The sequence below is a fragment of the Streptomyces sp. NPDC002577 genome, assembly GCF_053594815.1.
This window is the reverse complement of sequence record NZ_JBSFWK010000016.1, coordinates 104,237-126,289: the sequence shown is the minus strand read 5'-3', so window position 1 is coordinate 126,289 and position 22,053 is coordinate 104,237. Positions and strand designations below refer to the sequence as shown.

Genomic DNA, 22,053 nt, shown 5'->3' with positions numbered 1-22,053 from the left:
TGAACCCGGGTCTGAACATGACGTGAGGGCCGGGCGACCCTGGGTGACGTGCCGTACCCCCCGGACCGCGGCGTGCCCCCTGGGCGCCGGGGTCCGGGGATATCGGACGCCCGGCCCGGCGTATCCGGTTTCCGTCCAGCGATGGCAGTACGGCAAGATGGGTGTATCTGCCCACTCCCAGATTCAGATGCCGGACGGTTTCTCTTGGCTGAGTTCATTTACACCATGCGCAAGGCGCGCAAGGCGCACGGCGACAAGGTGATCCTCGACGACGTCACCCTGAGCTTCCTGCCTGGCGCAAAGATCGGTGTGGTCGGACCGAACGGCGCCGGTAAGTCGACCGTGCTGAAGATCATGGCAGGACTGGAGCAGCCGTCGAACGGCGACGCCTTCCTGTCGCCCGGTTACAGCGTCGGCATCCTGCTGCAGGAGCCCCCGCTCAACGAGACGAAGACCGTCCTGGAGAACGTCCAGGAGGGTGTCGCCGAGATCAAGGGCAAGCTCGACCGGTTCAACGAGATCGCCGAGCAGATGGCGGTCGAGTACACCGACGAGCTGATGGAGGAGATGGGCAAGCTCCAGGAGGACCTCGACCACGCCAACGCGTGGGACCTGGACTCCCAGCTGGAGCAGGCCATGGACGCACTGGGCTGCCCGCCCGGCGACTGGCAGGTCACCAACCTCTCCGGTGGTGAGAAGCGCCGCGTCGCCCTGTGCAAGCTGCTCCTCGAGCAGCCCGACCTGCTGCTCCTCGACGAGCCCACCAACCACCTCGACGCCGAGTCGGTGAACTGGCTGGAGCAGCACCTGGCCAAGTACCCGGGCACCGTCGTCGCGGTCACCCACGACCGGTACTTCCTGGACAACGTCGCCGGGTGGATCTGCGAGGTGGACCGCGGCCGCCTCCACGGCTACGAGGGCAACTACTCGAAGTACCTGGAGACCAAGGCCACCCGCCTCAAGGTCGAGGGCCAGAAGGACGCCAAGCGGCAGAAGCGCCTCAAGGAAGAGCTCGAGTGGGTCCGCTCGAACGCCAAGGGCCGGCAGGCCAAGTCCAAGGCGCGTCTGGCTCGCTACGAGGAGATGGCCGCCGAGGCCGACAAGATGCGGAAGCTGGACTTCGAGGAGATCCAGATCCCGCCGGGCCCGCGTCTGGGCAACGTCGTCGTCGAGGTCAACAACCTCAGCAAGGGCTTCGGCGAGAAGCTTCTTATCGACGACCTCAGCTTCACGCTGCCGCGCAACGGCATTGTCGGTGTCATCGGCCCGAACGGCGCCGGCAAGACCACGCTGTTCAAGATGATCCAGGGCCTCGAGGAGCCGGACACCGGTTCGATCAAGGTCGGCGAGACGGTCAAGATCTCCTACGTCGACCAGTCCCGCGCGAACATCGACCCGAAGAAGACGCTGTGGGCCGTCGTCTCCGACGAGCTGGACTACATCAACGTCGGACACGTCGAGATGCCGTCCCGGGCGTATGTGTCGGCGTTCGGCTTCAAGGGCCCGGACCAGCAGAAGCCGGCCGGGGTCCTCTCCGGCGGTGAGCGCAACCGCCTCAACCTGGCGCTCACCCTCAAGCAGGGCGGCAACCTGCTGCTCCTCGACGAGCCGACCAACGACCTCGACGTCGAGACGCTGTCCTCGCTGGAGAACGCGCTGCTCGAGTTCCCGGGCTGCGCGGTCGTCGTCTCCCACGACCGGTGGTTCCTGGACCGCGTGGCGACGCACATCCTCGCCTACGAGGGCAACTCGAAGTGGTTCTGGTTCGAGGGCAACTTCGAGTCGTACGAGAAGAACAAGATCGAGCGGCTCGGTCCGGACGCCGCCCGTCCGCACCGCGCCACCTACAAGAAGCTGACGCGAGGCTGAGGCGCCAGTGGCCCGTCACATCTACAGCTGCCCCCTGCGCTGGTCGGACATGGACGCCTTCGGGCACGTCAACAACGTGGTCTTCCTCCGCTATCTGGAGGAGGCCCGGATCGACTTCATGTTCCGGCTGGCGCCGGGGGACGGCAGTCCCTCCTTCTCGGGAGGCTCCGTGGTCGCACGCCACGAGATCGACTATGTGCGGCCGCTGGTGCACCGGCACGAGCCGGTGACCGTCGAGTCGTGGGTGACGAAGATCAACGCCGCGTCGCTCACCATCGCGTACGAGGTCAAGGACCCCGACCAGGTCTACGTACGGGCGTCGACGATCGTCGTGCCGTACAACCTCCAGGAGCAGCGTCCGCGGCGGATCACCGCCGAGGAGAAGGCGTACCTGCAGGAGTACCTGGAGGACGGGAAGAAGCAGGGCGAGAAGTCGGAGGCGCTCGCCGCATGACGGCGCGACCGATGCTGCACTTCGCCGATGCCGGGGAGGCGGCGGACCTGGCCGCCTTCCTGGCCCGGCTGATCCACTACGACCGCGTGGCCGCCGTCCGCCTCCAGGCGTCCGGCACCATGCTCGCGGTCTTCGGGCAGCCGCCGTCGTTCGAGGTCCTCGCGATCCGCACGGCGCGGCTCGCGCAGCCGTACGAGGACGGCGGCGACGCCACGCTCGACGCCACCGTCTCGGCGGGCGAACTCCTCGAATCCGTGGACGAGGAGACCGGCACCGCCAGGGTTCCGGTGAGCGTCACCGGCCCGCCCTGGGCGGGTCTCCTCCCGCCCCGCGGCGGCTGGCGGCAGGAGCCGGGGCTGCCCGCGCCGGACGCCATCCGCTCCACGGTGGCTGGTGCGGTCGCCGAATTCCGGTCCCGCGTGGAGGAGTTGGTGCCCGAGCAGCGGACGCGCACCGAACTCGAACGTATCGGCCGTGCGATCTGGTCGCGGCCGCTGGGCGACACGCCCCTGCCGGTGCGGGCCGCCCATGCCGCGCAGGCGCTGGGCTTCCTGCGTCCCGTCCGGGCCACTGCGGCCGCCGGGGCTCCGGCAGCGGCAGCGCCCGACGAGGCGCAGCAGTTGGCGCTGCTTTCGTCGGGCGCATGGTTGAGGCTGCGTACGCCGTACGGGTCGATCGCGGTGCGCAGGGCGGGACTCGGGGCGCTCAGCGTCAGCGTGCGCTGACTCGCGGTGCGGCCGCGGGTCGCTTCGCGCCCGCTGACCGCCCCGCTTCCCAGACCAGCGGTTCTACACCAGTGGTCCTACACCAGAGGCCAGAGCGCGGCGGTGAGGCCGAAGCCGATCAGGCCCATCGTCGTGGTGAGCACGGTCCAGGTGCGCAGACCACTGGCCACGTCGAGGCCGGCGAGCTTCGTGAACATCCAGTAGCCCGCGTCGTTGATGTGTGAGACGGCGAGGCCGCCCGCGCCCATCGCCAGAGCCACCAGCGACAGCTGGCCGGTGGACAGGTCGGCCCGCTGGAGGAGCGGGGTGAGGATGCCCGCCGTGGTGATCAGCGCCACCGTCGTCGAACCCTGCGCGGCACGCAGTGTGAGCGCCATCAGGAAGGCGAGGAAGAGAGCGGGAAGGCCGGTCTTCTCCAGTACGTCGGCGATCGCGTCGCCGATGCCGCTCGCCACCAGGACTTTGCCGAAGACGCCACCCGCGCCCGCCACCAGGATCACCATCGCCACGGACGGCAGGGCGGAACCCATCACGCTCGCGATGTGGGTGCGGTCCCAGCCGCGGCGCGCGCCCAGGAAGTACGCACACAGGGCGACGTCGATCAGCAGTGCGACCATCGGGGCGCCGAGCACGGTGAGCACGGCGCGCAGCACGCTGCCGTCGGCGAGGACGTTCTGGCCGATCGTGCCGAGGAGGATCAGCAGGATCGGGGTGACGATCAGCGTCAGGACCATGCCGAAGGACGGCGCGGGGCGGACGTCTGCCGCCGGCGAGCCCACGGCCGCCGGGGACGATGGCTTGGTGAGCACGGCGGTCCCGTGGCCGTCGTCCGACGGCGCCGACGCCGGGCCGGAGGCCTGAGCCGGTCCGGATGCCTGAGCGGGCCCGGAGGTGTCCTCGGCGTTCGCCTGCTCCCCGTACACCTCGGCGTACACGGCGGGATCCATCGGGTACTCGCGGCGGGTCATACGACGCGACACCAGGTAGCCGAGCAGGATCACGACCGCCGTGATCGGGATGCCCATCAGCAGCACCAGGCCCTGGTCGGCGCCGATCGCCTCGCTCACGGCGACGGCTCCCGGGTGCGGCGGCAGGAAGGCGTGCACGGTGAGCATTGCGGCGCCCATCGGCAGTGCGTAGACGAGCAGCGGCTTGCGCGATGCCCGCGCGACTCCGTACGCGATGGGCATCAGGATGATCAGACCCACCTCGAAGAAGACCGGGATACCGAGGACGAACCCGGCGACGGTCAGGGCGAGCGGAGTGCGCTTGGAGCCGAACCTGTCGATGAGGGAGTGCGCGAACGACCGGGCGCCGCCGGAGAGTTCGATGATCCGGCCGATCATCGCGCCCAGCGCGATGATGGTCGCGATGTGGCCGAGGGTGGAGCCCATGCCCTCCTCGATGGTCTTCACCAGGTCGGCGGCCGGCACGCCCGCGGCGAGCGCGACACCGATGGAGACGACGACCAGGGCGACGAACGGCTGGACCTTGGCACGAAGGATGAGCAGAAGGAGCGTGGCGACGCCGACGACGGCTATCAGGAGAAGGGTGCTGTGACTCATCGGACTGCTCCGTTTCTGATCGGGGTGGTGGCGGTGTCGGCGGAGTCGGTGGTGCCGACGTTCTTCGCGGCGGCGGGGGTGGGACTGTCGGGGGTCGCGGCGGTGTCCTTCGGGGACAGGACGGTGACCACGGACGAGTCGTCGTGGGCGCCGAGACCCGCGCGCTCGCCGAGCAGATAGAGCTGCTGTGCTGCGGCCGCGAGAGGCACCGGCACGCGGACGTCCTTCGCGATGCCCGTGACGATGCCCATGTCCTTGACGAAGATGTCGAGCCTGGACTTCACCTCGGGGTCCGGGCCGTCCTCGTACGTCTCGACCATGCGAGGCCCGCGGTCGGCGAACATGAACGACCCGGCGGCGCCGTGCCGCAGGCTCTCCACGACCGCGGCCGGCTCCAGCCCGAGGCCGCGCGCGAGGGCGATGGCCTCGGCGGCGGCCGCGATGTGCACGCCCGCGAGCAGCTGGTTGATCGCCTTGAGCGCCTGGCCGTCGCCGGGGCGGGGGCCCACGACGGTGAGGGTGGAGGCGAGCAGGTCCAGGACCGGCCGGGCGGTGGCGAGCGCCTTGTCCTCGGCGCCGACGACGATCAGCAGGTCGCCGTTGCCGGCGCGGACGGGGCCGCCGCTGACGGGGGCGTCGACCGTGAGGACGCCTTGCCCAGCGAGGAGGTTCGCGGTGGCGCGGGCCGCGTCCGGGCCGACGGTGCTGGTCAGGACGACTACGGCGCCTGGGCGGAGCGTCGCCGCCGCACCGTCCTCGCCGAACAGGGCGCCCTCCACCTGTGCCTGGTCGCGTACGGCGAGCAGGACCACGTCGGCTTCGCGGGCGGCCTCGGCGGGGGATGCGGCGTCGGTGCCGCCGTCGGCCGCGATCAGGGCGCGGCGGTCGGGGGCGATGTCGTAGACGGATACGGGGAGGTGGGCGGCGAGGCGGCGGGCCATGGGGAGGCCCATGGCGCCCAGGCCGATTACGGCTGTGCGGGGATGGGGAGCGGGGGTCATTTTTGGGGTGCCCTTCGGGGACGGGGACGGGGGTGCGGGTTGCTATTGCGGTGCGTACGCCGGTGGGGAGGCCGGCGACGGCCGTGATGGGGGCACAGGTGCCCGGGTACGGGGCTGGCCGGGGGTAAAGGTGCGTTGCCCGGCGTCGCGGGGTTCCGCTGTGCCCACCCGTTCCGCCCTGGGGGTACCTCCCAGGCCCTTGAGGCACTGAGGGAGGAACGATTGCCCACAGCGGGGGCGGCGTGGCAGCCCACAGCGGGGGAGGGGCGGCGCATCCGCCCGCAGGCGGGCGGTGGGGTGTCAGGCGGTGGGGCGCAGCTGGGTGATGATGCGGGTCGCTGCTCCGGTGACCGCGTCGCGGCCCGCTGACCACACGCCGACCACGTCGGAGCCGGGGAGCGCCGTGGGGAGTCGGGTGCTCACCGCCTCCAGGTAGGCGCGGCGGAGTTCGGCGTTGACGTTGACCTTGGCGACGCCCCGGGCGAGCGCGCCGTGCAGCTGTGCTTCGGGGAGGCCGCTCGCGCCGTGCAGTACGAGGGGTACGGGCACGGCGGCATGGATCGCGGCGAGGCGGTCCAGGTCGAGACGGACCGGGCGGGTCGTGAAACCGTGGACGTTGCCGACAGCGACGGCCAGCGCGTCCACGCCGGTACCGGCGACGAACTCGGCTGCCTGCACCGGGTCCGTCATCGCCACCGCGGAGGCGTCGGCGTCCGTCGACACGTCCTCGTCACCCGCCAGCGCGCCCAACTCGGCCTCGACCCAGGCCCCGTGGTCGCGGGCGCGCCGTACCGCCTCCCGGGTCAGGGCGATGTTCTCGGCGAACGGGAGGTGGGAGCCGTCGACCATGACGGAGGTGTAGCCCGCCTCCAGACAGGCCGTGATCTCGTCCAGGTCCCGGCTGTGGTCGAGGTGCACACCGAGCCGTGCCGTCGAGCCGTGCGCCGCGTCCAGCGCGAGCCGCATCAGGGTCTCCCGGCTCGCGTGCTTGAAGGGACTGGACCCGGCCTGGATGATCACCGGCTGGTCCGGCGCGGCCTCCGCCGCGGCGACGATGCTCTGCACGGTCTCCATGTTGTACGCGACGAATCCGGGCAGCGCGTGCCCGGCGGCGTACGCCTCGGTCAGCGCCTTCAGTCCGTCGTTTCCGTCGAGCAGCATCAGGCGGCGCTCCTCAGCAGGTCGAGCGCGTCGGCGAGAGCGTCGTCGTCGCCCACGTTGCCGGCGAAGACGATGTACGGGATGCCGGCGGCCGGGCCGTCGGCGGGCTGCCACAGCGAGACGATGCCGGGCAGCAGCGTGCCGCGGGCCCAGGCGCGGCGGAGCTCGAGGCCGTGCGTCGCGGTGTCGCTGGAGGTGATGCCGCCCTTGGCGATCACGAAGGCGGGGCGCCGGGCCGCGCTGACCAGGCGTACGGCCTCGACGAGCGCGGCGGAGACGCTCCGGGAGATCGCCAGGCTGGTGTCCGCGTCGGCGCCGGTGACCACGGCACGGGTGGTGCGGATGACGGCCTCGGACGTCTCCAGCGCGGTGGCGGCGGCGGCCGCGACCTCGCGGATATGGGTGTCGCGGCGCGCGTCGTCGAGGAGCTGGGCGACGTCGAGTTCGTACTCGGCCAGGTTCGCCTCGCTGCCCTGCCGCTCCCGCAGGCGGTCCAGCTGCCGGGTCGTGAGGGAGACATGGGAGCCGACGACGATCAGCCCGTGCGGGGCGTCCCCGCGGAGGGGGCGCAGCCCGTCGGCGGTGAGCGGCGGCCGTCCCGACTGCCCCGCCCGTGCCCGTACGAACGAAGGGCCCACGCGGTACAGCAGCTTGGTGCCCTTGTCCTCGGCCTCGGCGAGGGCCAGCGCGAGCACCCGGAGGTCGTCGTCGCACACGGCGTCCACCACGGCCGTCGCACCGCCCCGCAACGTGCCGAGCAGGCCCGCGACATGGGCCGGACCGGCGGTCCGCAGGTCGTCGAGGGTGATGCACAGCACCTCGCCCGCGGCGACGCGGCCCGCCGTCTTCTCCTCGACCCAGTCGGGAAGGCCGGAGGCGCGGTAGCCGAAGGTGGCGTCCCGCGCGAACTCGCTCTCGCCGACGGGGAGAAGACCGTCCGCCGTGCGCATCCAGTGGGTGGAGCCCACGGTGAGCCGGCCGGCCTCGATGTACGCGGGGACGAGCACGACGCCGTCAGGGGCACCGGCTCCCACGGCCGCCAGCTCCCCGGCGAGTACGTCGGTTTCGAGCGGGAAATGGCCGCGGAGTGTCGAGTCGCCGCGGGAGGCGATGACGTACGGGATGCCTTCGGCGAGGGACGCCTCGTGCAGGGCGCGGACGACCTGGCGGTTGCGCTCGGCGGCATCGGCGGGGGAGAGGCTGCGGGTGTTGGTCAGGACGAAGAAGGCGCTGCTGTCCTGGCGCAGGGCCCAGCGGAGGTCGTCGACGGTCCAGGTGGTGAGGACGGGGACGTCGGCGACGGTCTGGGTGCCGGTCGGGTCGTCGTCGAGGACGACGAGGCGGGGGCCGCCCTGGATCCGGGCGGCGACCTCGTCGGCCGGTGTCTCGCGGACGGGCGGCAGCCCGGAGAGGACGTCGGGCTCGGGGAGGGCATGGCGGGGTAGGGACATGGCGGTTCCTGGGTTTTCAGCCCGTCCGGCGCTGGAGTACGAGCCCGGCAGGGCGGTCGGGGAGCGTCCGGGGCGAAGGCCCCGGTTCGGGCGGGGACAGGGAGAAGCGGGGGAGGACGGGGAGAAGCGGGGAGACCTGCCCGTAGCGGGCGAGGAGGCGTCAGTCGCGGTCGGCCGCGGCCTTGATGACGTGCGTGCGGAGGTCGTCCGCCGTCTGGTTCATATGGGCGTCCATCGCCCGGCGTGCCTGCTCCGGGTCGCCGGACTCCAGTGCGGCGAGCACCGCCTCGTGGTGCGCGATCGCGTTGGCACGGATCTGCGGGACGGCGGAGGTCTCGCGGCGCCCCTCGACCAGCATCGGCCCGAACGGCTCGAAGAGCAGCGGCACGAAGAGGTTTCCGGTCGCGCGCATCACCGTGTCGTGGAAGTCGATGTCGGCCTGGACGAACTGCTCCGTGTCGCTCGCGTCGGCCGCCTCCCGCATCGCGGCCAGATGCTCGCGCAGCTCGGCGAGGTCGTCCTCGCTGCGGCGCACCGCGGCAAGCTCCGTCGCACCGTTCTCGATGAGGCGGCGCGCCTCGATCAGCCGCTCGGAGAGGGAAGCGTGGGAGGACCGGGACGCGGCGCGCACGACGGCCTCGAGTGCGGTCCACCGGTCGGGCGGGTTGACGTACGTCCCGCGGCCGCGGACCACGCGTACGACGTTCTGTGCGCGCAGCTGCTTGACCGCCTCGCGTACGGTCAGACGGCTCACCGACGACTGCTCGGCGAGCTCGGCCTCCGGGGGGAGGGCGGCGTCCGGCGGGTAGGAGCCGTCGATGATCGCGCTGAGCAGCTGCTCGGCGAGGTCGTCGGAGAGCGACATCGTTGGGCCTCCGCGGGGCGTGGGCGGGAAGGCGGATCGGTCCTGCTCGGATCTGTGTGACCGAAGCCATCGGATCCTAGTGACCGAAACCGGGGACAGGACAGTTGGCTGGACATAAGACATCAGACATCTGATGTCTCGATGCGGGTAACCATGACACCGGGTTCGTGGCCCGTCAATACCCTCGCCGTGTTGCTGTTCGGTTTCGGCGGCGCATCCGCAGGCGACTCTGCGGCGAGTCGCCTGCCGTCCGTGCCTCGTCAGCCGGCCGTGTTCACCATCGAGGCCGCCGCGTACGTGAGGTAGTTCCACAGCGTGCGCTCGTGTTCCTCGGACAGACCCAGCTCGCCGACGGCGACGCGCATGTGCTTCAGCCATGCGTCGTGTGCCGCGCGGTCCACGGTGAAGGGGGCGTGGCGCATGCGCAGCCGCGGATGGCCGCGGCGCTCGCCGTACGTCGTCGGCCCGCCCCAGTACTGCATCAGGAACAGAGCGAGGCGCTCCTCGGCCGGGCCCAGGTCCTCCTCCGGGTACATGGGGCGCAGGAGCGGGTCCTCGGCGACACCCTCGTAGAAGCGGTGCACCAGACGCCGGAAGGTCTCCTCGCCGCCGACCTGCTCGTAGAAGGACTGCTCCTGAAGCGTGCCGCGCGGAATCTCGGTCACGTCGGTTGGCCTCGCAATGGGTCTGTGGTCGATGGTCTCTGGTCGGCCCCCGGCCGCTCGGCGGGGTCCCGGGAGCCTCCCCCGGAATTGCAGCACGGTTCCCATGGTCTCAGACACCCCGGCGGAGGACCGGGGACTTAGGGCTTGTTCTGAGTTCCCCGCCTGCGCCCCGTCGGTGAGGTGCCTCGCCTCCGCGCCCGTACCGCAGGACAGTGGGTGTATGTCCCCCGGCCCGACGATGAACGAGGATCCCGCCGCCGCGGCAGCCGCGGCACGGGCCGCCCTCGTGCGCGAGATCGAGTCGAGCGGGGCCTGGGACGACGACCCGGTCTGGCGGAGGGCGTTCGCGGAGGTCCCGCGGCATCTGTTCGTGCCGTACTACTTCGTGGGCGCCCCCGAAACAGCGCGCGGCTACGAGCGGCTGTGGGGCGAGGACCCCGATCCGAGGCGCCGCGCCCGTTGGCTGCGCGGCGCATACGAGGACGGGCCGCTGGCCACACGGGTACAGGACGGCAGGCTGGTGTCGTCCAGCAGTCAGCCCTCGCTCATGGCGAAGATGCTGGTCGAGCTGGGGGTGCGGGACGGCGACACGGTCCTGGAGATCGGCGCGGGCACCGGTTACAACGCGGCGCTGCTCGCCCACCGGCTCGGCGACGAGCACGTCACGACGATCGACCTCGATCCGGAGATCACGGAGTCCGCGCGCCGGCATCTCGCAGCCGCCGGCTACCACCCGGTGGTTGTCACCGGCGACGGGGCGCGCGGCTGCCCCGAGCGCGCCCCCTTCGACCGGATCATCGCCACGTGCACGGTGGCATCGGTGCCGCGTCCGTGGGTCGCCCAGTGCCGTCCGGGCGCCCGCATCCTCGCGCCGCTCGCGACGGGGCTGGTCGCGCTCGACGTGCGGAAAACCGGGCACGCCGAGGGACGCTTCCTGCACACACCCGCGTACTTCGTGCCGTTGAGGGGCTCCGGACGGCAGGGCAGCGAGCTGCGGCGGCTGAGCGGGCTGCCGCGCAGGGCCATGCACAACGAGGTGTTCCGGTTCCTGCTGACGCTGTCCGCGGGCAGCCTCGACCCGATGGAGGCGCTCGCCCTCTGGGAGCGGGAGCGGCCCGGGCGCGAACGGTTCGGGATCACCGTCAGCGGTGACCAGGAGTGGGCCTGGCTGGACGACCCCGAAGGACCGTACGCCTGGCCCCTCCTGTCCTGACCTCCGGCAGTCCGATCCACTCGCAGTCCGGCCACTCGCAGTCCGGCCTCACCGGGTGCGGCGAACCGCTAACCCCGCCTGATCGTGATCGTCGTCCACGCGCCCACGTGCACCCGGTCGCCGTCCTGCAGCGGTACGGGGACGAAGGGCTGGATGGGCTCCTCGGCGCCGTTGACCGTGGTGCCGTTGGTGGAGTTCTGGTCGACGACCGCCCAGGAGCCGTCGGGCTGCTGGACCAGCACCGCGTGCTGGTGCGAGACGCCCGGGTCCTCCGGCGGCACCGACAGGTCGATGTCCGGGGTGTCGCCGGTGGAGTGGCGGCGGCGGCCGATCGTGATCTGGTTGCCGACGAGCTGGCGCTGCTGCTCCGGCGAGTACGCGGGCAGGTTCAGCCCCGCGGCATCCGGGCCCGAGCGCTGCATCATCGCCATGAAGTACTCACGGTCGGGGCCGATGGTCGCCGTCCAGGTCGCCGGAGGCGCATAGGCCCCCGGCGGCTGGGTGTATCCCGGCGGCTGCTCGAACGAAGGCGCGCCGGGCGCGCCCGGGCCGCCGCCCGTGGGCGAAGGCGGGGAGAGCACCCAGTCGTCGTCACCGCCGCCACCGAAGGACGGCCCGCCGGAGCCGGGGCCACCGGGCCCGCCAGGTCCGCCTGGCCCACCGAGTCCGCCGGGCCCGGCCGGAGCCGGTGCCTGCGGCTGCCCGGTCTCCTGAAGGAACCCGGGCGGGAGCGGCGGACCCGGTCGCTGGAAGGCCGACGGCGCGCCGGTCGTCCCCGGGCCCCCGGGTACGCCGGGACCGCCTGAAGTGCCGGGGCCACCCGGACCCCCGGGAGTACCAGGCACCCCGGGCCCGCCGGGGCCACCAGGGCCGGGCGGCGGCGGGACCTGCGCGGACTGATCGACGCCGAAGGGCGGAATCGGTTCAGCAGGCCGGTTCATCTGCGAGGGCCGCGAGCTCTGGTACTCGTACGGATCAGGGCCGGGCCCCGGCGGCTGCCGGAACTGCAGCGCCGGGTTGGGTCCGCCGGGGCCTGCACCCACACCCGGACCAGGACCAGGGCCGGGGGCCGGGGGCCGCGGGGCGGCGGGGGTGTACGAGGTCGCGGTGTTCGTCAGGAAGTTCCAGCGGCACTCCTCGCAGAACGGCGCCCCGCCCTCGCGGGGGGTGCGGCACTGCGGGCAGAGCTCCGCATGGGGCGCGGCGGTCTGCGGCGGTCCGCCCTGCTGGGCGCCGGGAGCCGGCGGCGGAAAGCCGTACCCGGGTGCCGGGGGCGGCGGCGGTGGGGGCGGAGGCACGGCACCGGCCATGCGGTGACCGCAGACCTCGCACCAGTCGTCGGAACCCGACTGGTGTCCGTTCGGGCAGGTCGGCATGTCGGCGCGTCCCCCTCTCCTTCACCGGCCCGAAGGCCGCTCTCTCCGGCCGTGCGGCCGGTTTGCCGGTGTGTCGCGTCTTCCGCTGCTCCATTCCCAGCTGCGGCAGTTCCTACGACTTCTTCACGCGAACCGTCTTCGTCGACCGAGTCTCGAGGGTCATCTCGTCGGCCTCCTCGACCTTCGCTTTCAGTCGCACAGTACCTGTCGCGGCATCGACCACGTCCACCACCTTCGCAAGGAGTTTCGCAGTATCCGCGTTTCCGGAGGCGTTGGCGAGCTGAACGGCACGGCCCAGTTTGGCCGTTGCTCCATCGGCATCTCCCGCTTTGCGGGCATCCAGCCCCTGTTGGATGGCTTGTGCCAGTTCCGCCTGACCCGTGTAGTGCGCGACCTGCGGATTGATCGACGTCGAAGCCGCCATGTCGTCGGTCCACACCGCTCGTACGAGCCCCTGGGACAGCGTCTGCACAGATCCGTCGCCCTGCGGAATCACCAGCGAGACGCGGGCGGCGAGCATCTCCTGGCCGATGCCGGCCGCGGGCACCTCGACGCAGACGTGGTAGTCGCGGGACTCGTCGCCCCAGGAGCCGGTCGGATAGTCCCCGGCGCGCGGGCCCGCCTCCGTGCGGCGGTCGGTCAACTCCTCGACGGTGGGTGCCACCTGCTTCACGAACTTGATCTCCGCACCCAGGGGCGTCCACAGGCGCAGCGACACGTCGGCGACCTCCTTGCCCATCGCCGTCTCCATCATCCGCGTGAAGTCCTCGGCGAGGCCCGCGGGGTCGGCGACGATGTCGGCGGTGCCGAGCAGGGCGGAGGCGATCCCGGTGACCTCCTTCACCTCCCAGTCCGTGCCGACACCGCGGGCGTCGCAGGTGAAGCGGCCCGCGCAGGAGCCGAGTGCGGTCTTCAGATCCTCCGGCGACTCGTGTTCGTTGCGGCCGTCGGTGAGCAGGATGCCGTGCCGGATGGCCACGTCCGCGGAGGACAGCAGGCGGTCGGCGAGACGCAGCCAGGTGCCGATCGCGGTGCCGCCGCCCGCCGACAGCCTGCGCAGCGCCTGCTTGGCCTGGTCACGGGTCGTCGCATCGGCCACGGCCAGCCGGCCGCCGCCCGGATAGACCTCCTTGGCCACATGCGTGCCGCCGATCACGGCGAAGTGCACACCGTCGCGCAGGGTGTCGATGGCGGCCGCCGTGGCGTCGCGGGCGTTGCGCATCTTCGTCGGCGGATAGTCCATCGAACCCGAGCAGTCGACCATGATCGCCACCGCGGCGTCCGGGGTCCGGCCCGCCGAGTACAGGTGCGGGGCGGCCACCGCCGAGCCGATCGTGCCGCCTCCGGTCGAGGTCACCGTGACGATCGCGTTCACCTCACGGCCGCCCTCGGGCAGGTACTCGTTCTGGTAGACGTCGACCGAGAACTGCGGCACGTTGGACTTCGAGAAGTTGGCCATGGACTGTGCTCCCCCCTGAGGCTTCCCACGGCACGTGGGCGAAGAATGCGTACGTGAAGTGATGCGCCAGGCCCTGTCTCAGGCCGGTCCTGCCTCTGTTGCCGATCCTGCCCCTTGCGGCGGAGCCGGGAACGGCAGGACCGCCACCGTTACGTTGTCGTGGCCCCCACCGTCGAGCGCATGACCGACCAGCACCTGGGCGCTGTGCAGCGGGCGTTCGGCAGCGTCGGCGGGGATCGCCTCGGCCATCTCCTCCGCCGCCTCCGCGTAGTTCCACAGTCCGTCCGTGCACACCACCACTACACCCGGCCGGTCCGGCTTGAAGGAAGCGGTGTGCGGCTCGAGTTCGTACGCATCGGCGCCGAGCCAGCCCGTGATGGCGTGGGCGCGCTCGTCCGCGTAGGCCTCCGCCTCGCTCATCAGACCCGCTGCGACCATCTGCGCGGCCCATGAGTCGTCCTCGGTGAGCCGGGCCGCGGGGGCCGTGCGGTCGGCAGGCACCCAGTAGGCGCGGCTGTCGCCGACCCAGCCGACGACCAGCAGGCCACCCGCGACGATGGCGCTGACCAGGGTGCACGCGGGCGCGTTCTGGTGGTGAGGGGCGTGCTCCTGCGGGGAGGTCTGAACCTCGGCCAGCGAGTTGACCGCGTCCGAGGCCGCGATGATCGCGTCGTGCATGGCCGCTTGCGGATGCGTACCGCGCGGCAGGCTCTCGAGGAGCGACTCGTTGGCGGCCCGGGAGGCGGCGAGTGATGCCTCGTCGGGCCGGGTCGCCGACGACACCCCGTCGCAGACGACGGCGACGACGGCGAGTGAGCCGTCGGGCAGCGCGGTCGAGGAGACGGCGAACGCGTCTTCGTTGCGGTGGTGGCGCAGGCCGCGGTCGCTGACCGCGGCGACCGCGCCCAGCTCCTGCTCCATGTGGTCGCGTTCGCGCGGCTGGGCGTGCCCGCAGTGCTCGCAGTAGCCGTCCTGGTCGACGCGACCCGTGCGGCAGGCGACACACAGCTTCGCATCGGGCTCGGGCGTCGGCAGCTCGTCGGGTGCGACGGTCCGCGGGTCGGTCGGCGCGTTGTCGGGGATGTCCTCGGCCGCGCGGGAGGGCGACGGGCTTCCTCCCGAGTCGATGCCGCGGAGATCGGTCGGCAGATGTACCGGCACGGGCGTGTCGGAACTGTCCACCTCGGGTGCGATCGGCCAGTCGACGGAGGGTTCCGCGGCTGGTGACGGTGCCGGCCCGGCATGCGACGGCTCCGGTGCCGCGCCCTTCATGGCGATCGTGGGGTGGTCCTCCGGCGCGGGCAGCGCCGAGAGGTCGTACCCGCACGCACCGCAGAACCGGTCACCCGACTCCAGCGGCTCCTCGCAGCTGGGGCATGTGGCCCCGGCAGCCAGCTGGTGCATCTGCGGCGTCACTCACTTCACCTCACCATTGCGTACGGGGCGTGTGCTGCTCGTCCTGCGGTCCGGAGGACGGGGGTACGCCCCCCGGTACGGCGGCGCATCACACCCACGTCCGAGGGCGGAACCGGTTGGCCCGCTCCACCAGTTGGATCCTCTCCTCGCCACCCTGGGCGAGGCGGGCCAGGGTCCGGTACGAACGCTCGAGACCGAACCGCAGTCCACGTTCGTCCAGTTCACTGCCGAGCAGTGCCGTCCGACTGCCGTCCGCCCGGTGTCCGGAACCCTGGCTACCGGAGAGTACCCAGTCCAGGGCGGTGCCCAGCACTTCGGCGGACAGCTGCTCGCGGCGTACCGCATCCAGGCCGAAGGCGCCGAGCGCCTCCACCTGGCCCGCGGCCGCCGTCAGATCGTCGAGGAGCGGGTCGGCCGCCGGGCGCTGCCGCAGCCGCGCCCGCACCGCCGCGACCCGCGCCGCCGTGTAGTGGATGGACGACTCCGGCACCGACTCCAGCGTGTGCACGGCGGTGCCCCGGTCGCCTGCGGCGAGCTGCACACGTGCCAGGCCGAACGCGGCGCTCACATAGCTGGGATCGGTCGTCCATACGAGGCGGTAGTACTCGGCGGCGTTGTCGAGCTGTCCCAGGACCTCCGCGCACAGGCCGAGCGCCAGCTTGGGTGCGGGCTCGCCGGGGAACGCGTCGTAGACCGCGTCGAACGACAGCGCCGCGACCTCGTGGTCCGCGGTCGCCAGCGCGGTGATGCCGCGGTACCAGACGACTCGCCAGTCGGTGGGGTGGTCCCTCTCGAGTTCCTCGAGGACGCGGGTGGCGGACCCGTGCTCGCCCATCTCCAGAAGGGCGCGCAGCTCGCGCAGCCGCAGCTCGGGGGAGCCGGTCGGCGCGGCGCGCAGCGCGGTGATCAGCTCCGCGGGCGCGGAGGCCATCAGACCGGCGAGGAACCCGGCGTTGGGGTCGTCCGGGTCGACGCGGGGGACGGGCAGGGCGAGAGCGGTGGCGGCGCTCTGGACGGGCTTGACGATCCGGGCGGCTCCGGCGGCCATGGCATTGGCGGTTCCGCCGCCCGGCATCCCGGCGCCTGACGGAAGCGGCACCCCCGAGGGAAACGGCCCTGAGGGATGCGGCACGCCCGAGGGAAGCGGCACCCCCGAGGAAGAGGCCGCCTCCCCGGCCTTCCGCCCCCACCGCCCCGCGGGCACGAGCCGCGCCCCCAGCCGCGACACATCCCCGTCCGGCTCGGCGAACAACTCCGTGTCCACCACCTTGACTTCCGGGCCGAACAGCGTGGACAGCGCCGGTCGCGGGCGCCCCGTCTGGAGGGCGACGACCTCGCGCAGCACGCCGGTGAGCTGGTCCGACATCTCCTGCGCGGAGCCGAACCGGCGGGCCGGGTCCGGGTCGGTGGCGCGTACGAGGAGCCGGTAGAACGACTCGTACGTGCGGAAGACCTCGATGTTGCCGGGGTCGGGCAGCGAGTCCACGAAGACGTTCGTGTACCCCTGGAAGTCGAAGGTCAGGACCGCGAGGGTCCGGGCGACGGTGTACAGGTCGGACGCGACCGACGGGCCGACCTCCGCGACCTCCGGCGCCTGGTAGCCCACGGTGCCGTAGATCGCCGACTCGTCGTCGTCCATCCTGCGGACCGCGCCCATGTCGATGAGCTTGAGCTGGTCCTCGGTCTGGATGGCGTTGTCGACCTTGAAGTCGCAGTACAGCAGGTTCCGGCTGTGCAGATGGCCGAGCGCCTCCAGCGCCTCGATGCCGTACGCGCAGGCCTGCTCGACGGGCAGCGGATCGCGTCGTCCGTCCGGCTTCCGGCGGTCGTTGGCGATCTCCTTGAGGGACTTTCCGCCGACGTACTCCATGACGATGTAGCCGTCCATGGAGCCGGTGCGCTGGTCGAGGTGCTCGACGAAGTTGTAGATGCGGACGATGTTGGCGTGCTCGATCTCGGCGAGGAAGCGGCGCTCGGAGATCGCGGCGGCCATCGCGTCCTGGTCACCGGTGTCGAGGAGGCCCTTGAGGACCACCCAGCGGTCGGACACCGCGCGGTCCACGGCGAGATAGATCCAGCCGAGGCCGCCGTGCGCAAGGCAGCCCACGACCTCGTACTGGCCGTGCACGATGTCGCCGCCGCGCAGCTTCGGCACGAACGAGTACGGGTGGCCGCACTTGGTGCAGAAGCCCTCCGTGCGGCCGGGCCTGTCCCCGCGTGCGCGCCCCACCGGCGCACCGCAGTCCGCGCGCGAGCAGAACCGCTTGCGCTCCGGCACCTCGGGGTTGTCGAGCACCATCGCGCGCGGATCGGGCCGCGGTACATCCGGCACCTGCACCAGGCCCGCGCCGAGGCGGCCCCGCCCCGACGGGCCCGACGTGGAACCCGAGCTGCGCACCGACACGGAAGGGGAGGTCGAGCGGCCCGACAGGGACCGCGACAGCCGGCCCGACACCGAACGGCGCGACGACGCCGAGCGGGACGACGCACGTGCGCTGCCCGAACCGCCGCGCAGGCTGCCGGAGCCCCGGGAGCCCCGGGAGCCGCGTGATCCCCTGCCGGCGCCCGTGATGCCGGTCGGCGGCGACCCCACCATGCCGGTCGGCGAGACGACCGGCGCCAGACCGCACGTGTCGCAGTACAGTTCGCCGCCGCCCATGTCCTCGTACGAACCCGGGCAACCGGGCCGCTGGCACTGCCGCTGCTCACTCACACCGCATCACCTCTGTCGCCTCCCGAGGGCCCCCTGCGGTCCACGGGCCCGGCCTGGCCGGGCACCCGCGGAGCCAACACCTCGGCGGCCGCCTGCTGATAGCGCAGCACCGCCGTTTCCGCCGCACGCAGATCGCAGGGCGCGCTCCACAGCATCCGGCGCGCCGTGTCGTACCGCTCGATCAGCAGCGGGTCCTCCGCCATGCCCAGCCGGGCGACCTTCGCCTTGTACGCGTCGAGACGGCCGCGCAGCTCCGCGCGGACCGCGAGCGGCGCCGTGACCGCCGTCAACGACTCGCGGGCCCGCAGCAGTTCGTCCTCGGCCTTCTGCTCCAGTGACTCGAGGAGCGGCGACAGCCGGTTCCACTGACCCTGTCTGCGGTACTCGGCGGCCCTGGCCAGCTGCTCCTGCAGCACGGTGGGCGGGCCGGACACGGCGGGCACCTCGGACGCGGCGATCTTGGCGAGCACCTCTCCGCGTGCGGCGCGCGCCTCGGCGAGCGTGCGGTCCGCGCGCGAGAGCACGTCGCGCAGCTTCACCAGCCGGGCCTCGGCGTCCTGGCGGACGGTGAGCACCGCGTCGATCTCGCGGCGCACGTCCTCCAGGGCCCGCGCCTCACGGTCGTACCGCCCGGTGTCGGGACGGCCGCCACCGGGCGCCGAGCTGCCGCCCGGAGTCGGCTGCCAGAACGCCAGCGGGTCGGACACGACCTGCTCGCGCAGCTGGAGCAGCGCACTTGTGATCCGCTCCAGGTCGTCGCCCGCCGGATGCTCCCCGGGCCGTACGCCCACGGAGTGCGCCAGCTGGCGCGTGCGCTGCAGCTCCGCCGAGAGCAGGTCGATACGGGCGGGCAGCGCGGACCACACCGCGTCGGACGCGACGACCATGTCGAGCGACTGCGCATAGAGCTCGTTCATCCGCTCCACGAGCTCCTGGAGCGTGTACCGCTCGCTGAGCCTGGCCGGGCCGGTGATCGACGGCGCGGGGCCGCCCCCGGCCGCGGCACCGCCGGACACGGTGACGCTCTCGCCGCGCAGCAGCTCGGTCAGCTCGACCAGGTCCTCGCGGCTGAGCCAGCGCCGCCGCGCCCGCAGCTCACGGGCGGTGCGCAGGGCCGCCGTGTAGGCGTCGAAGTACGACCACAGGACGGTGATCGCCTGCTCGGTGTCCGTCCAGCGGGACTCGGTGACGCCGGTCAGCCGGGCGCCCTCGAGGAGCCTGCGGCCCGCGTGGTCCTGCAGGGCGAGGAGCGAGGTCTCGATGGCCTCGTGCTCCGCTCCGAGCCGCGCCAGCGCACGGTCGACCTCGTCCCGGTCCATCACCGGCCCGGGAGGCCCCGCGACGCCCATCGATCACCTCTCTGCTCTCTGCGTTCCGTCGTCGCTCTCGCGTCCGAGGGCTGGTCAACTCTTCCGTGGTATCAGGCCCGTTGTCCTCGTGCTTCAGTCGCTGTACTCCGGGGCGGGCGGTTGCGCGTTGTCGTCCAGGCCCGTCGGGGCCAGCCACTTCTTGTACGAGGCCTGCCAGCCGCTCCTGCGGTAGTCCACCAGTACCTGGTTGACGCGCCGGACCAGGTCTTTCGCGCCCTTCTTCATCGCCACGCCGTAGTACTCGTCGGAGAACGTGCCGCCCTTGAGCTCGACCGTCGGATCCTGCGCGGCCTGGCTCGCGGCCAGGGCGCTGTCGGTCACGACCGCGTCGACCTCGCCGAGCTGGAGCCTTACCAGGCAGTCGAGTTGGTTCGGCACCTTGGTCGAGATATCGGCACCGAACGCGTTGTTCTCAAGTCTCGACTCCGCGGTGGAGCTCTCTGCCGAACAGACCTTCTTGCCCTTGAGCGTGTCGTTGTAGCCGGTGATGCCGGAGTTCTTGGGCGCGAGCACCTGCTGGCCGGTCTTGAAATAGGCCGTGGAGAAGGCCACTTCCTGGAGGCGCTCGCAGTTGATCGTCATGGTGCGGACCACCATGTCGACTTCGCCGCTCTTTATCGCGGGGATGCGCTGGTTGGTGGGGATGGCGCGGTACTGCACCTTGGCGTCGGGGCCGAGGATCTCCCTGGCGATCGCCTTCACCAGGTCGATGTCGAAGCCCTCCAGGTCGCCGCTCGCCTTGTTCGGGTCGCGGTACCCCCAGCGGTAGCTGTTCTGGTCGACGCCGACGATCAGCCAGCCGCGGTTCTTGATCTTCTCGACATTGGGGCCGTCCTCGGTCGAGGGCCGCAGGCTCGCCTGGGGCTTCTTGCAGTCCTCGGCCTTCACCTGGGCACCCTCTGCCACACCCTGGCCGCCGAGGCCGGTGCTGCCGTCCCCATGCGCCTGGCTCAGCGGCAGCAGCAGCGCGAAGACGGCGGTCAGGGCGCAGGCCACCGCCATCGCGGCCACGCCGCCCCAGCCCCGCAGGCTGCTCCGCAGCCGTCGCACCAGCATCCTCGCGCCCCCTCTCACCGGTACTCCGAAAGCCTGCGTCCCATGCCGAGCACGGCCGCCGCCGCGCCCAGGACGGCGAGCACCGCGGCGCCCGCGGGAAGCCCGGTCATGGCATCCCGCCCGTCCTGCGCCGCCAGTTTGAACTCCTGCTGCTCGTGATCGAGCGCATGCTCCAGCGCGTCGTCGACAAGGTCGAAGGACTCGTCCGTCGGGTCCTGGTCCTTGGCCCCGATCACCTTCTCCAGCGCGGCCTTGTAGTCGCCGTCGTCGTCCGCTTTGCGCGCCTGCTGGTGCCGGCTCTTCCAGTCCTTCACGTTCTTGACCGCCGTGGCCACGGGCTTGCCGCCGGCCGCGTCGTCGGCGAGCGAGGCCGCCGTGCCCAGCAGACCCGTGCTGCCGTCGGCTCCGCCGAGCAGCTTCATCTGCTGCTGGTACTCGACGTCGAACTTGTCCTGGATGGCGCCGTCTTCCTTGACGGTCTCGGCGCCCCTGCTGACCAGCGTCAGGTTCTCGTTGCCCCGCGCCTTGAGGGAGGCGATGCGGGCGTCGTTCAGCACGTTCAGGGAGCGGACGCCGTGGTCGTACGACTTGTCGAGTCCGGACCTGGCCATCGTGTGGCCGACGACGAGCCAGAGCAGGACCACCGCGGAGGCGGCCGTCGCGGCGACCAGCCCGTGGTTGAACACCCGGTTGGTGCGGTGGTAGTTGCGCCGCTGGGCCCATGCGAGCGCGGCGAGCGCGAGCACGCCGACGCCTATCGCCGCCCACGGGTAGGGCGTGGCGTCGTCGTAGTCGGCGCGCAGGCGCTCGTTCTCCTCTTTGTAGAGCTCCTCGGCGGCGCGCAGCATCGTCTGCATCTTGTCGTTGGCGTACCGCAGATAGGCGCCGCCCAGCGGAAGTCCCTGGCGGTTGTTGGCGCGGGCGCGCTCGATGAGGCCCGTGTACTCCGGGAGGAGCTTGTTCAGCTTGGCGACGGCGGCCGCGGATGCCGGATCGGCCCCGGAGTTGGTGGCGGCCGTGGCCAGCTTCTCGGAGGCGGCCTTGATGTCCTTCTCGTACCGTGCGGTGACATCGGCGGGTTCCTGGCCTCCTGCCAGGAACCCGCTGGAGGCAGCGGTGTTGGCGTCGGCGAGGGAGCGGTAGATGATGGCCGCGTCCGTGCTCAGGGGCTGGCTGCGGTGCAGCACGTCGTCGGCCGCGGCCGAGCGCTCCGACATCTCCCATGCGGTGACCGAGCCGAACGCAACGACCAGCAGGGCCAGTACGGCACCGATGATGCGCAGCCGGCCGGGCTCGGTCGTCGCCGCCGTGCGCAGCCGGTCGACCCCCTCCGCCCACGCGGTGCGCCGGGCGGGCGCGGCGGCCAGTGACACGGCCGGGCGGGTCGGCTCCGGCGAGCCGCCCGGCTGCGGCGGAACGGCCGGCATCGTGGGCAGGGCCGGGCCCGGCGGTGCCGCGCCTCCGTTCGGCGGGTATGTCACGTGACCTCCCCCATGGTCATTCGTCGGTCACTGCCGCCCGGTGCGCCAAGGCACGCGGGAAGAAGTGCACGGCGGCAAGTATTGCCGCCGGGACTGACATCCGCACAGGCATTGACTGGATCTTGTTCGTATTGCAGCGCAGCGCAGCCTCTCCGTATCGCCCCCTCTCCCTTGAAACACGTGAGCGAGACCTCTTCGGTTCCCGCCGGGGCC

The 22,053-nt window shown here is 71.8% G+C and carries 17 protein-coding genes; 4 read left to right on the top strand and 13 right to left on the bottom strand.

Annotated elements, in window-relative coordinates; all coding sequences use genetic code 11:
• Positions 1–204: 204 nt before the first annotated feature.
• Genes ettA through ACWD4J_RS21925 form a run of 3 tightly spaced genes read left to right on the top strand, consistent with a single transcriptional unit; the run spans position 205 to position 3,048 of the window.
• Positions 205–1,869, top strand: coding sequence for an energy-dependent translational throttle protein EttA (gene ettA, locus ACWD4J_RS21935; RefSeq protein ID WP_451397080.1), 1,665 nt, complete (start codon positions 205–207; stop codon positions 1,867–1,869).
• A 7-nt stretch (positions 1,870–1,876) separates the two neighbouring features.
• Positions 1,877–2,323: an acyl-CoA thioesterase gene (locus ACWD4J_RS21930; RefSeq protein WP_451397079.1), complete on the top strand. Its 447-nt coding sequence runs from the start codon at positions 1,877–1,879 to the stop codon at positions 2,321–2,323.
• A complete protein-coding gene (locus ACWD4J_RS21925; protein ID WP_451397078.1) occupies positions 2,320–3,048 on the top strand; it encodes a hypothetical protein in 729 nt (242 codons plus the stop codon). Before ACWD4J_RS21930 ends, ACWD4J_RS21925 begins: the two co-directional genes overlap by 4 nt.
• A 77-nt stretch (positions 3,049–3,125) precedes the next feature.
• Here the strand turns inward: ACWD4J_RS21925 and ACWD4J_RS21920 are convergent, their stop codons facing one another.
• The 6 genes from ACWD4J_RS21920 to ACWD4J_RS21895 form a co-directional block, all read right to left on the bottom strand.
• On the bottom strand, positions 3,126–4,613 hold the full coding sequence (locus ACWD4J_RS21920) for a GntT/GntP/DsdX family permease (RefSeq protein ID WP_451397077.1): 1,488 nt from the start codon (positions 4,611–4,613) through the stop codon (positions 3,126–3,128).
• A complete protein-coding gene (locus ACWD4J_RS21915) occupies positions 4,610–5,614 on the bottom strand; it encodes an NAD(P)-dependent oxidoreductase (RefSeq protein ID WP_451397076.1) in 1,005 nt (334 codons plus the stop codon). Before ACWD4J_RS21915 ends, ACWD4J_RS21920 begins: the two co-directional genes overlap by 4 nt.
• A 300-nt stretch (positions 5,615–5,914) precedes the next feature.
• A complete protein-coding gene (locus tag ACWD4J_RS21910; protein ID WP_451397075.1) occupies positions 5,915–6,775 on the bottom strand; it encodes a class II fructose-bisphosphate aldolase in 861 nt (286 codons plus the stop codon).
• Positions 6,775–8,226 (bottom strand): four-carbon acid sugar kinase family protein, encoded by a 1,452-nt coding sequence (locus ACWD4J_RS21905; protein WP_451397074.1) that lies wholly within the window; start codon positions 8,224–8,226, stop codon positions 6,775–6,777. The genes ACWD4J_RS21910 and ACWD4J_RS21905 overlap by 1 nt, the downstream gene beginning before the upstream one ends.
• Positions 8,227–8,386: 160 nt before the next feature.
• Positions 8,387–9,091 carry a FadR/GntR family transcriptional regulator gene (locus tag ACWD4J_RS21900; RefSeq protein ID WP_451397073.1) on the bottom strand — a complete coding sequence of 235 codons (705 nt, stop codon included), beginning with the start codon at positions 9,089–9,091 and terminating at the stop codon, positions 8,387–8,389.
• A 260-nt stretch (positions 9,092–9,351) separates the two neighbouring features.
• Positions 9,352–9,756 carry a globin gene (locus ACWD4J_RS21895; RefSeq protein ID WP_451397072.1) on the bottom strand — a complete coding sequence of 135 codons (405 nt, stop codon included), beginning with the start codon at positions 9,754–9,756 and terminating at the stop codon, positions 9,352–9,354.
• Between the two features lie 220 nt (positions 9,757–9,976).
• Between ACWD4J_RS21895 and ACWD4J_RS21890 the strand changes: the two genes are divergently transcribed.
• The gene (locus ACWD4J_RS21890) at positions 9,977–10,969 is read left to right on the top strand and encodes a methyltransferase domain-containing protein (RefSeq protein WP_451397071.1); all 993 of its coding nucleotides are present in this window, start codon (positions 9,977–9,979) and stop codon (positions 10,967–10,969) included.
• Between the two features lie 68 nt (positions 10,970–11,037).
• Here ACWD4J_RS21890 and ACWD4J_RS21885 read toward each other — a convergent pair whose 3' ends face one another.
• From ACWD4J_RS21885 to ACWD4J_RS21855, 7 genes are all read right to left on the bottom strand, one after another.
• The gene (locus tag ACWD4J_RS21885; protein ID WP_451397070.1) at positions 11,038–12,345 is read right to left on the bottom strand and encodes an FHA domain-containing protein; all 1,308 of its coding nucleotides are present in this window, start codon (positions 12,343–12,345) and stop codon (positions 11,038–11,040) included.
• Positions 12,346–12,457: 112 nt separating this feature from the next.
• On the bottom strand, positions 12,458–13,804 hold the full coding sequence (locus ACWD4J_RS21880) for a vWA domain-containing protein (RefSeq protein ID WP_451397069.1): 1,347 nt from the start codon (positions 13,802–13,804) through the stop codon (positions 12,458–12,460).
• Positions 13,805–13,882: 78 nt separating this feature from the next.
• On the bottom strand, positions 13,883–15,208 hold the full coding sequence (locus ACWD4J_RS21875; RefSeq protein WP_451397106.1) for a PP2C family serine/threonine-protein phosphatase: 1,326 nt from the start codon (positions 15,206–15,208) through the stop codon (positions 13,883–13,885).
• A gap of 100 nt (positions 15,209–15,308) precedes the next feature.
• Positions 15,309–17,879, bottom strand: coding sequence for a tetratricopeptide repeat protein (locus ACWD4J_RS21870; protein ID WP_451397105.1), 2,571 nt, complete (start codon positions 17,877–17,879; stop codon positions 15,309–15,311).
• Positions 17,880–17,929: 50 nt separating this feature from the next.
• On the bottom strand, positions 17,930–19,282 hold the full coding sequence (locus ACWD4J_RS21865; RefSeq protein ID WP_451397068.1) for a hypothetical protein: 1,353 nt from the start codon (positions 19,280–19,282) through the stop codon (positions 17,930–17,932).
• A 93-nt stretch (positions 19,283–19,375) separates the two neighbouring features.
• The gene (locus ACWD4J_RS21860) at positions 19,376–20,359 is read right to left on the bottom strand and encodes a glutamate ABC transporter substrate-binding protein (protein WP_451397067.1); all 984 of its coding nucleotides are present in this window, start codon (positions 20,357–20,359) and stop codon (positions 19,376–19,378) included.
• A gap of 14 nt (positions 20,360–20,373) precedes the next feature.
• Positions 20,374–21,840: a hypothetical protein gene (locus tag ACWD4J_RS21855; RefSeq protein ID WP_451397066.1), complete on the bottom strand. Its 1,467-nt coding sequence runs from the start codon at positions 21,838–21,840 to the stop codon at positions 20,374–20,376.
• Between the last annotated feature and the right edge of the window lie 213 nt (positions 21,841–22,053).

Bases quoted from the DNA above. Each gene is read 5' to 3' on its own strand.
- ACWD4J_RS21925 (WP_451397078.1), top strand. From the start codon at position 2,320: ATGACGGCGCGACCGATGCTGCACTTCGCCGATGCCGGGGAGGCGGCG.
- ACWD4J_RS21920 (WP_451397077.1), bottom strand. From the start codon at position 4,613: ATGAGTCACAGCACCCTTCTCCTGATAGCCGTCGTCGGCGTCGCCACG.
- ACWD4J_RS21915 (WP_451397076.1), bottom strand. From the start codon at position 5,614: ATGACCCCCGCTCCCCATCCCCGCACAGCCGTAATCGGCCTGGGCGCC.
- ACWD4J_RS21910 (WP_451397075.1), bottom strand. From the start codon at position 6,775: ATGCTGCTCGACGGAAACGACGGACTGAAGGCGCTGACCGAGGCGTAC.
- ACWD4J_RS21905 (WP_451397074.1), bottom strand. From the start codon at position 8,226: ATGTCCCTACCCCGCCATGCCCTCCCCGAGCCCGACGTCCTCTCCGGG.
- ACWD4J_RS21900 (WP_451397073.1), bottom strand. From the start codon at position 9,091: ATGTCGCTCTCCGACGACCTCGCCGAGCAGCTGCTCAGCGCGATCATC.
- ACWD4J_RS21890 (WP_451397071.1), top strand. From the start codon at position 9,977: ATGTCCCCCGGCCCGACGATGAACGAGGATCCCGCCGCCGCGGCAGCC.
- ACWD4J_RS21885 (WP_451397070.1), bottom strand. From the start codon at position 12,345: ATGCCGACCTGCCCGAACGGACACCAGTCGGGTTCCGACGACTGGTGC.
- ACWD4J_RS21880 (WP_451397069.1), bottom strand. From the start codon at position 13,804: ATGGCCAACTTCTCGAAGTCCAACGTGCCGCAGTTCTCGGTCGACGTC.
- ACWD4J_RS21875 (WP_451397106.1), bottom strand. From the start codon at position 15,208: ATGCACCAGCTGGCTGCCGGGGCCACATGCCCCAGCTGCGAGGAGCCG.
- ACWD4J_RS21870 (WP_451397105.1), bottom strand. From the start codon at position 17,879: ATGGGCGGCGGCGAACTGTACTGCGACACGTGCGGTCTGGCGCCGGTC.
- ACWD4J_RS21865 (WP_451397068.1), bottom strand. From the start codon at position 19,282: ATGGGCGTCGCGGGGCCTCCCGGGCCGGTGATGGACCGGGACGAGGTC.
- ACWD4J_RS21860 (WP_451397067.1), bottom strand. From the start codon at position 20,359: ATGCTGGTGCGACGGCTGCGGAGCAGCCTGCGGGGCTGGGGCGGCGTG.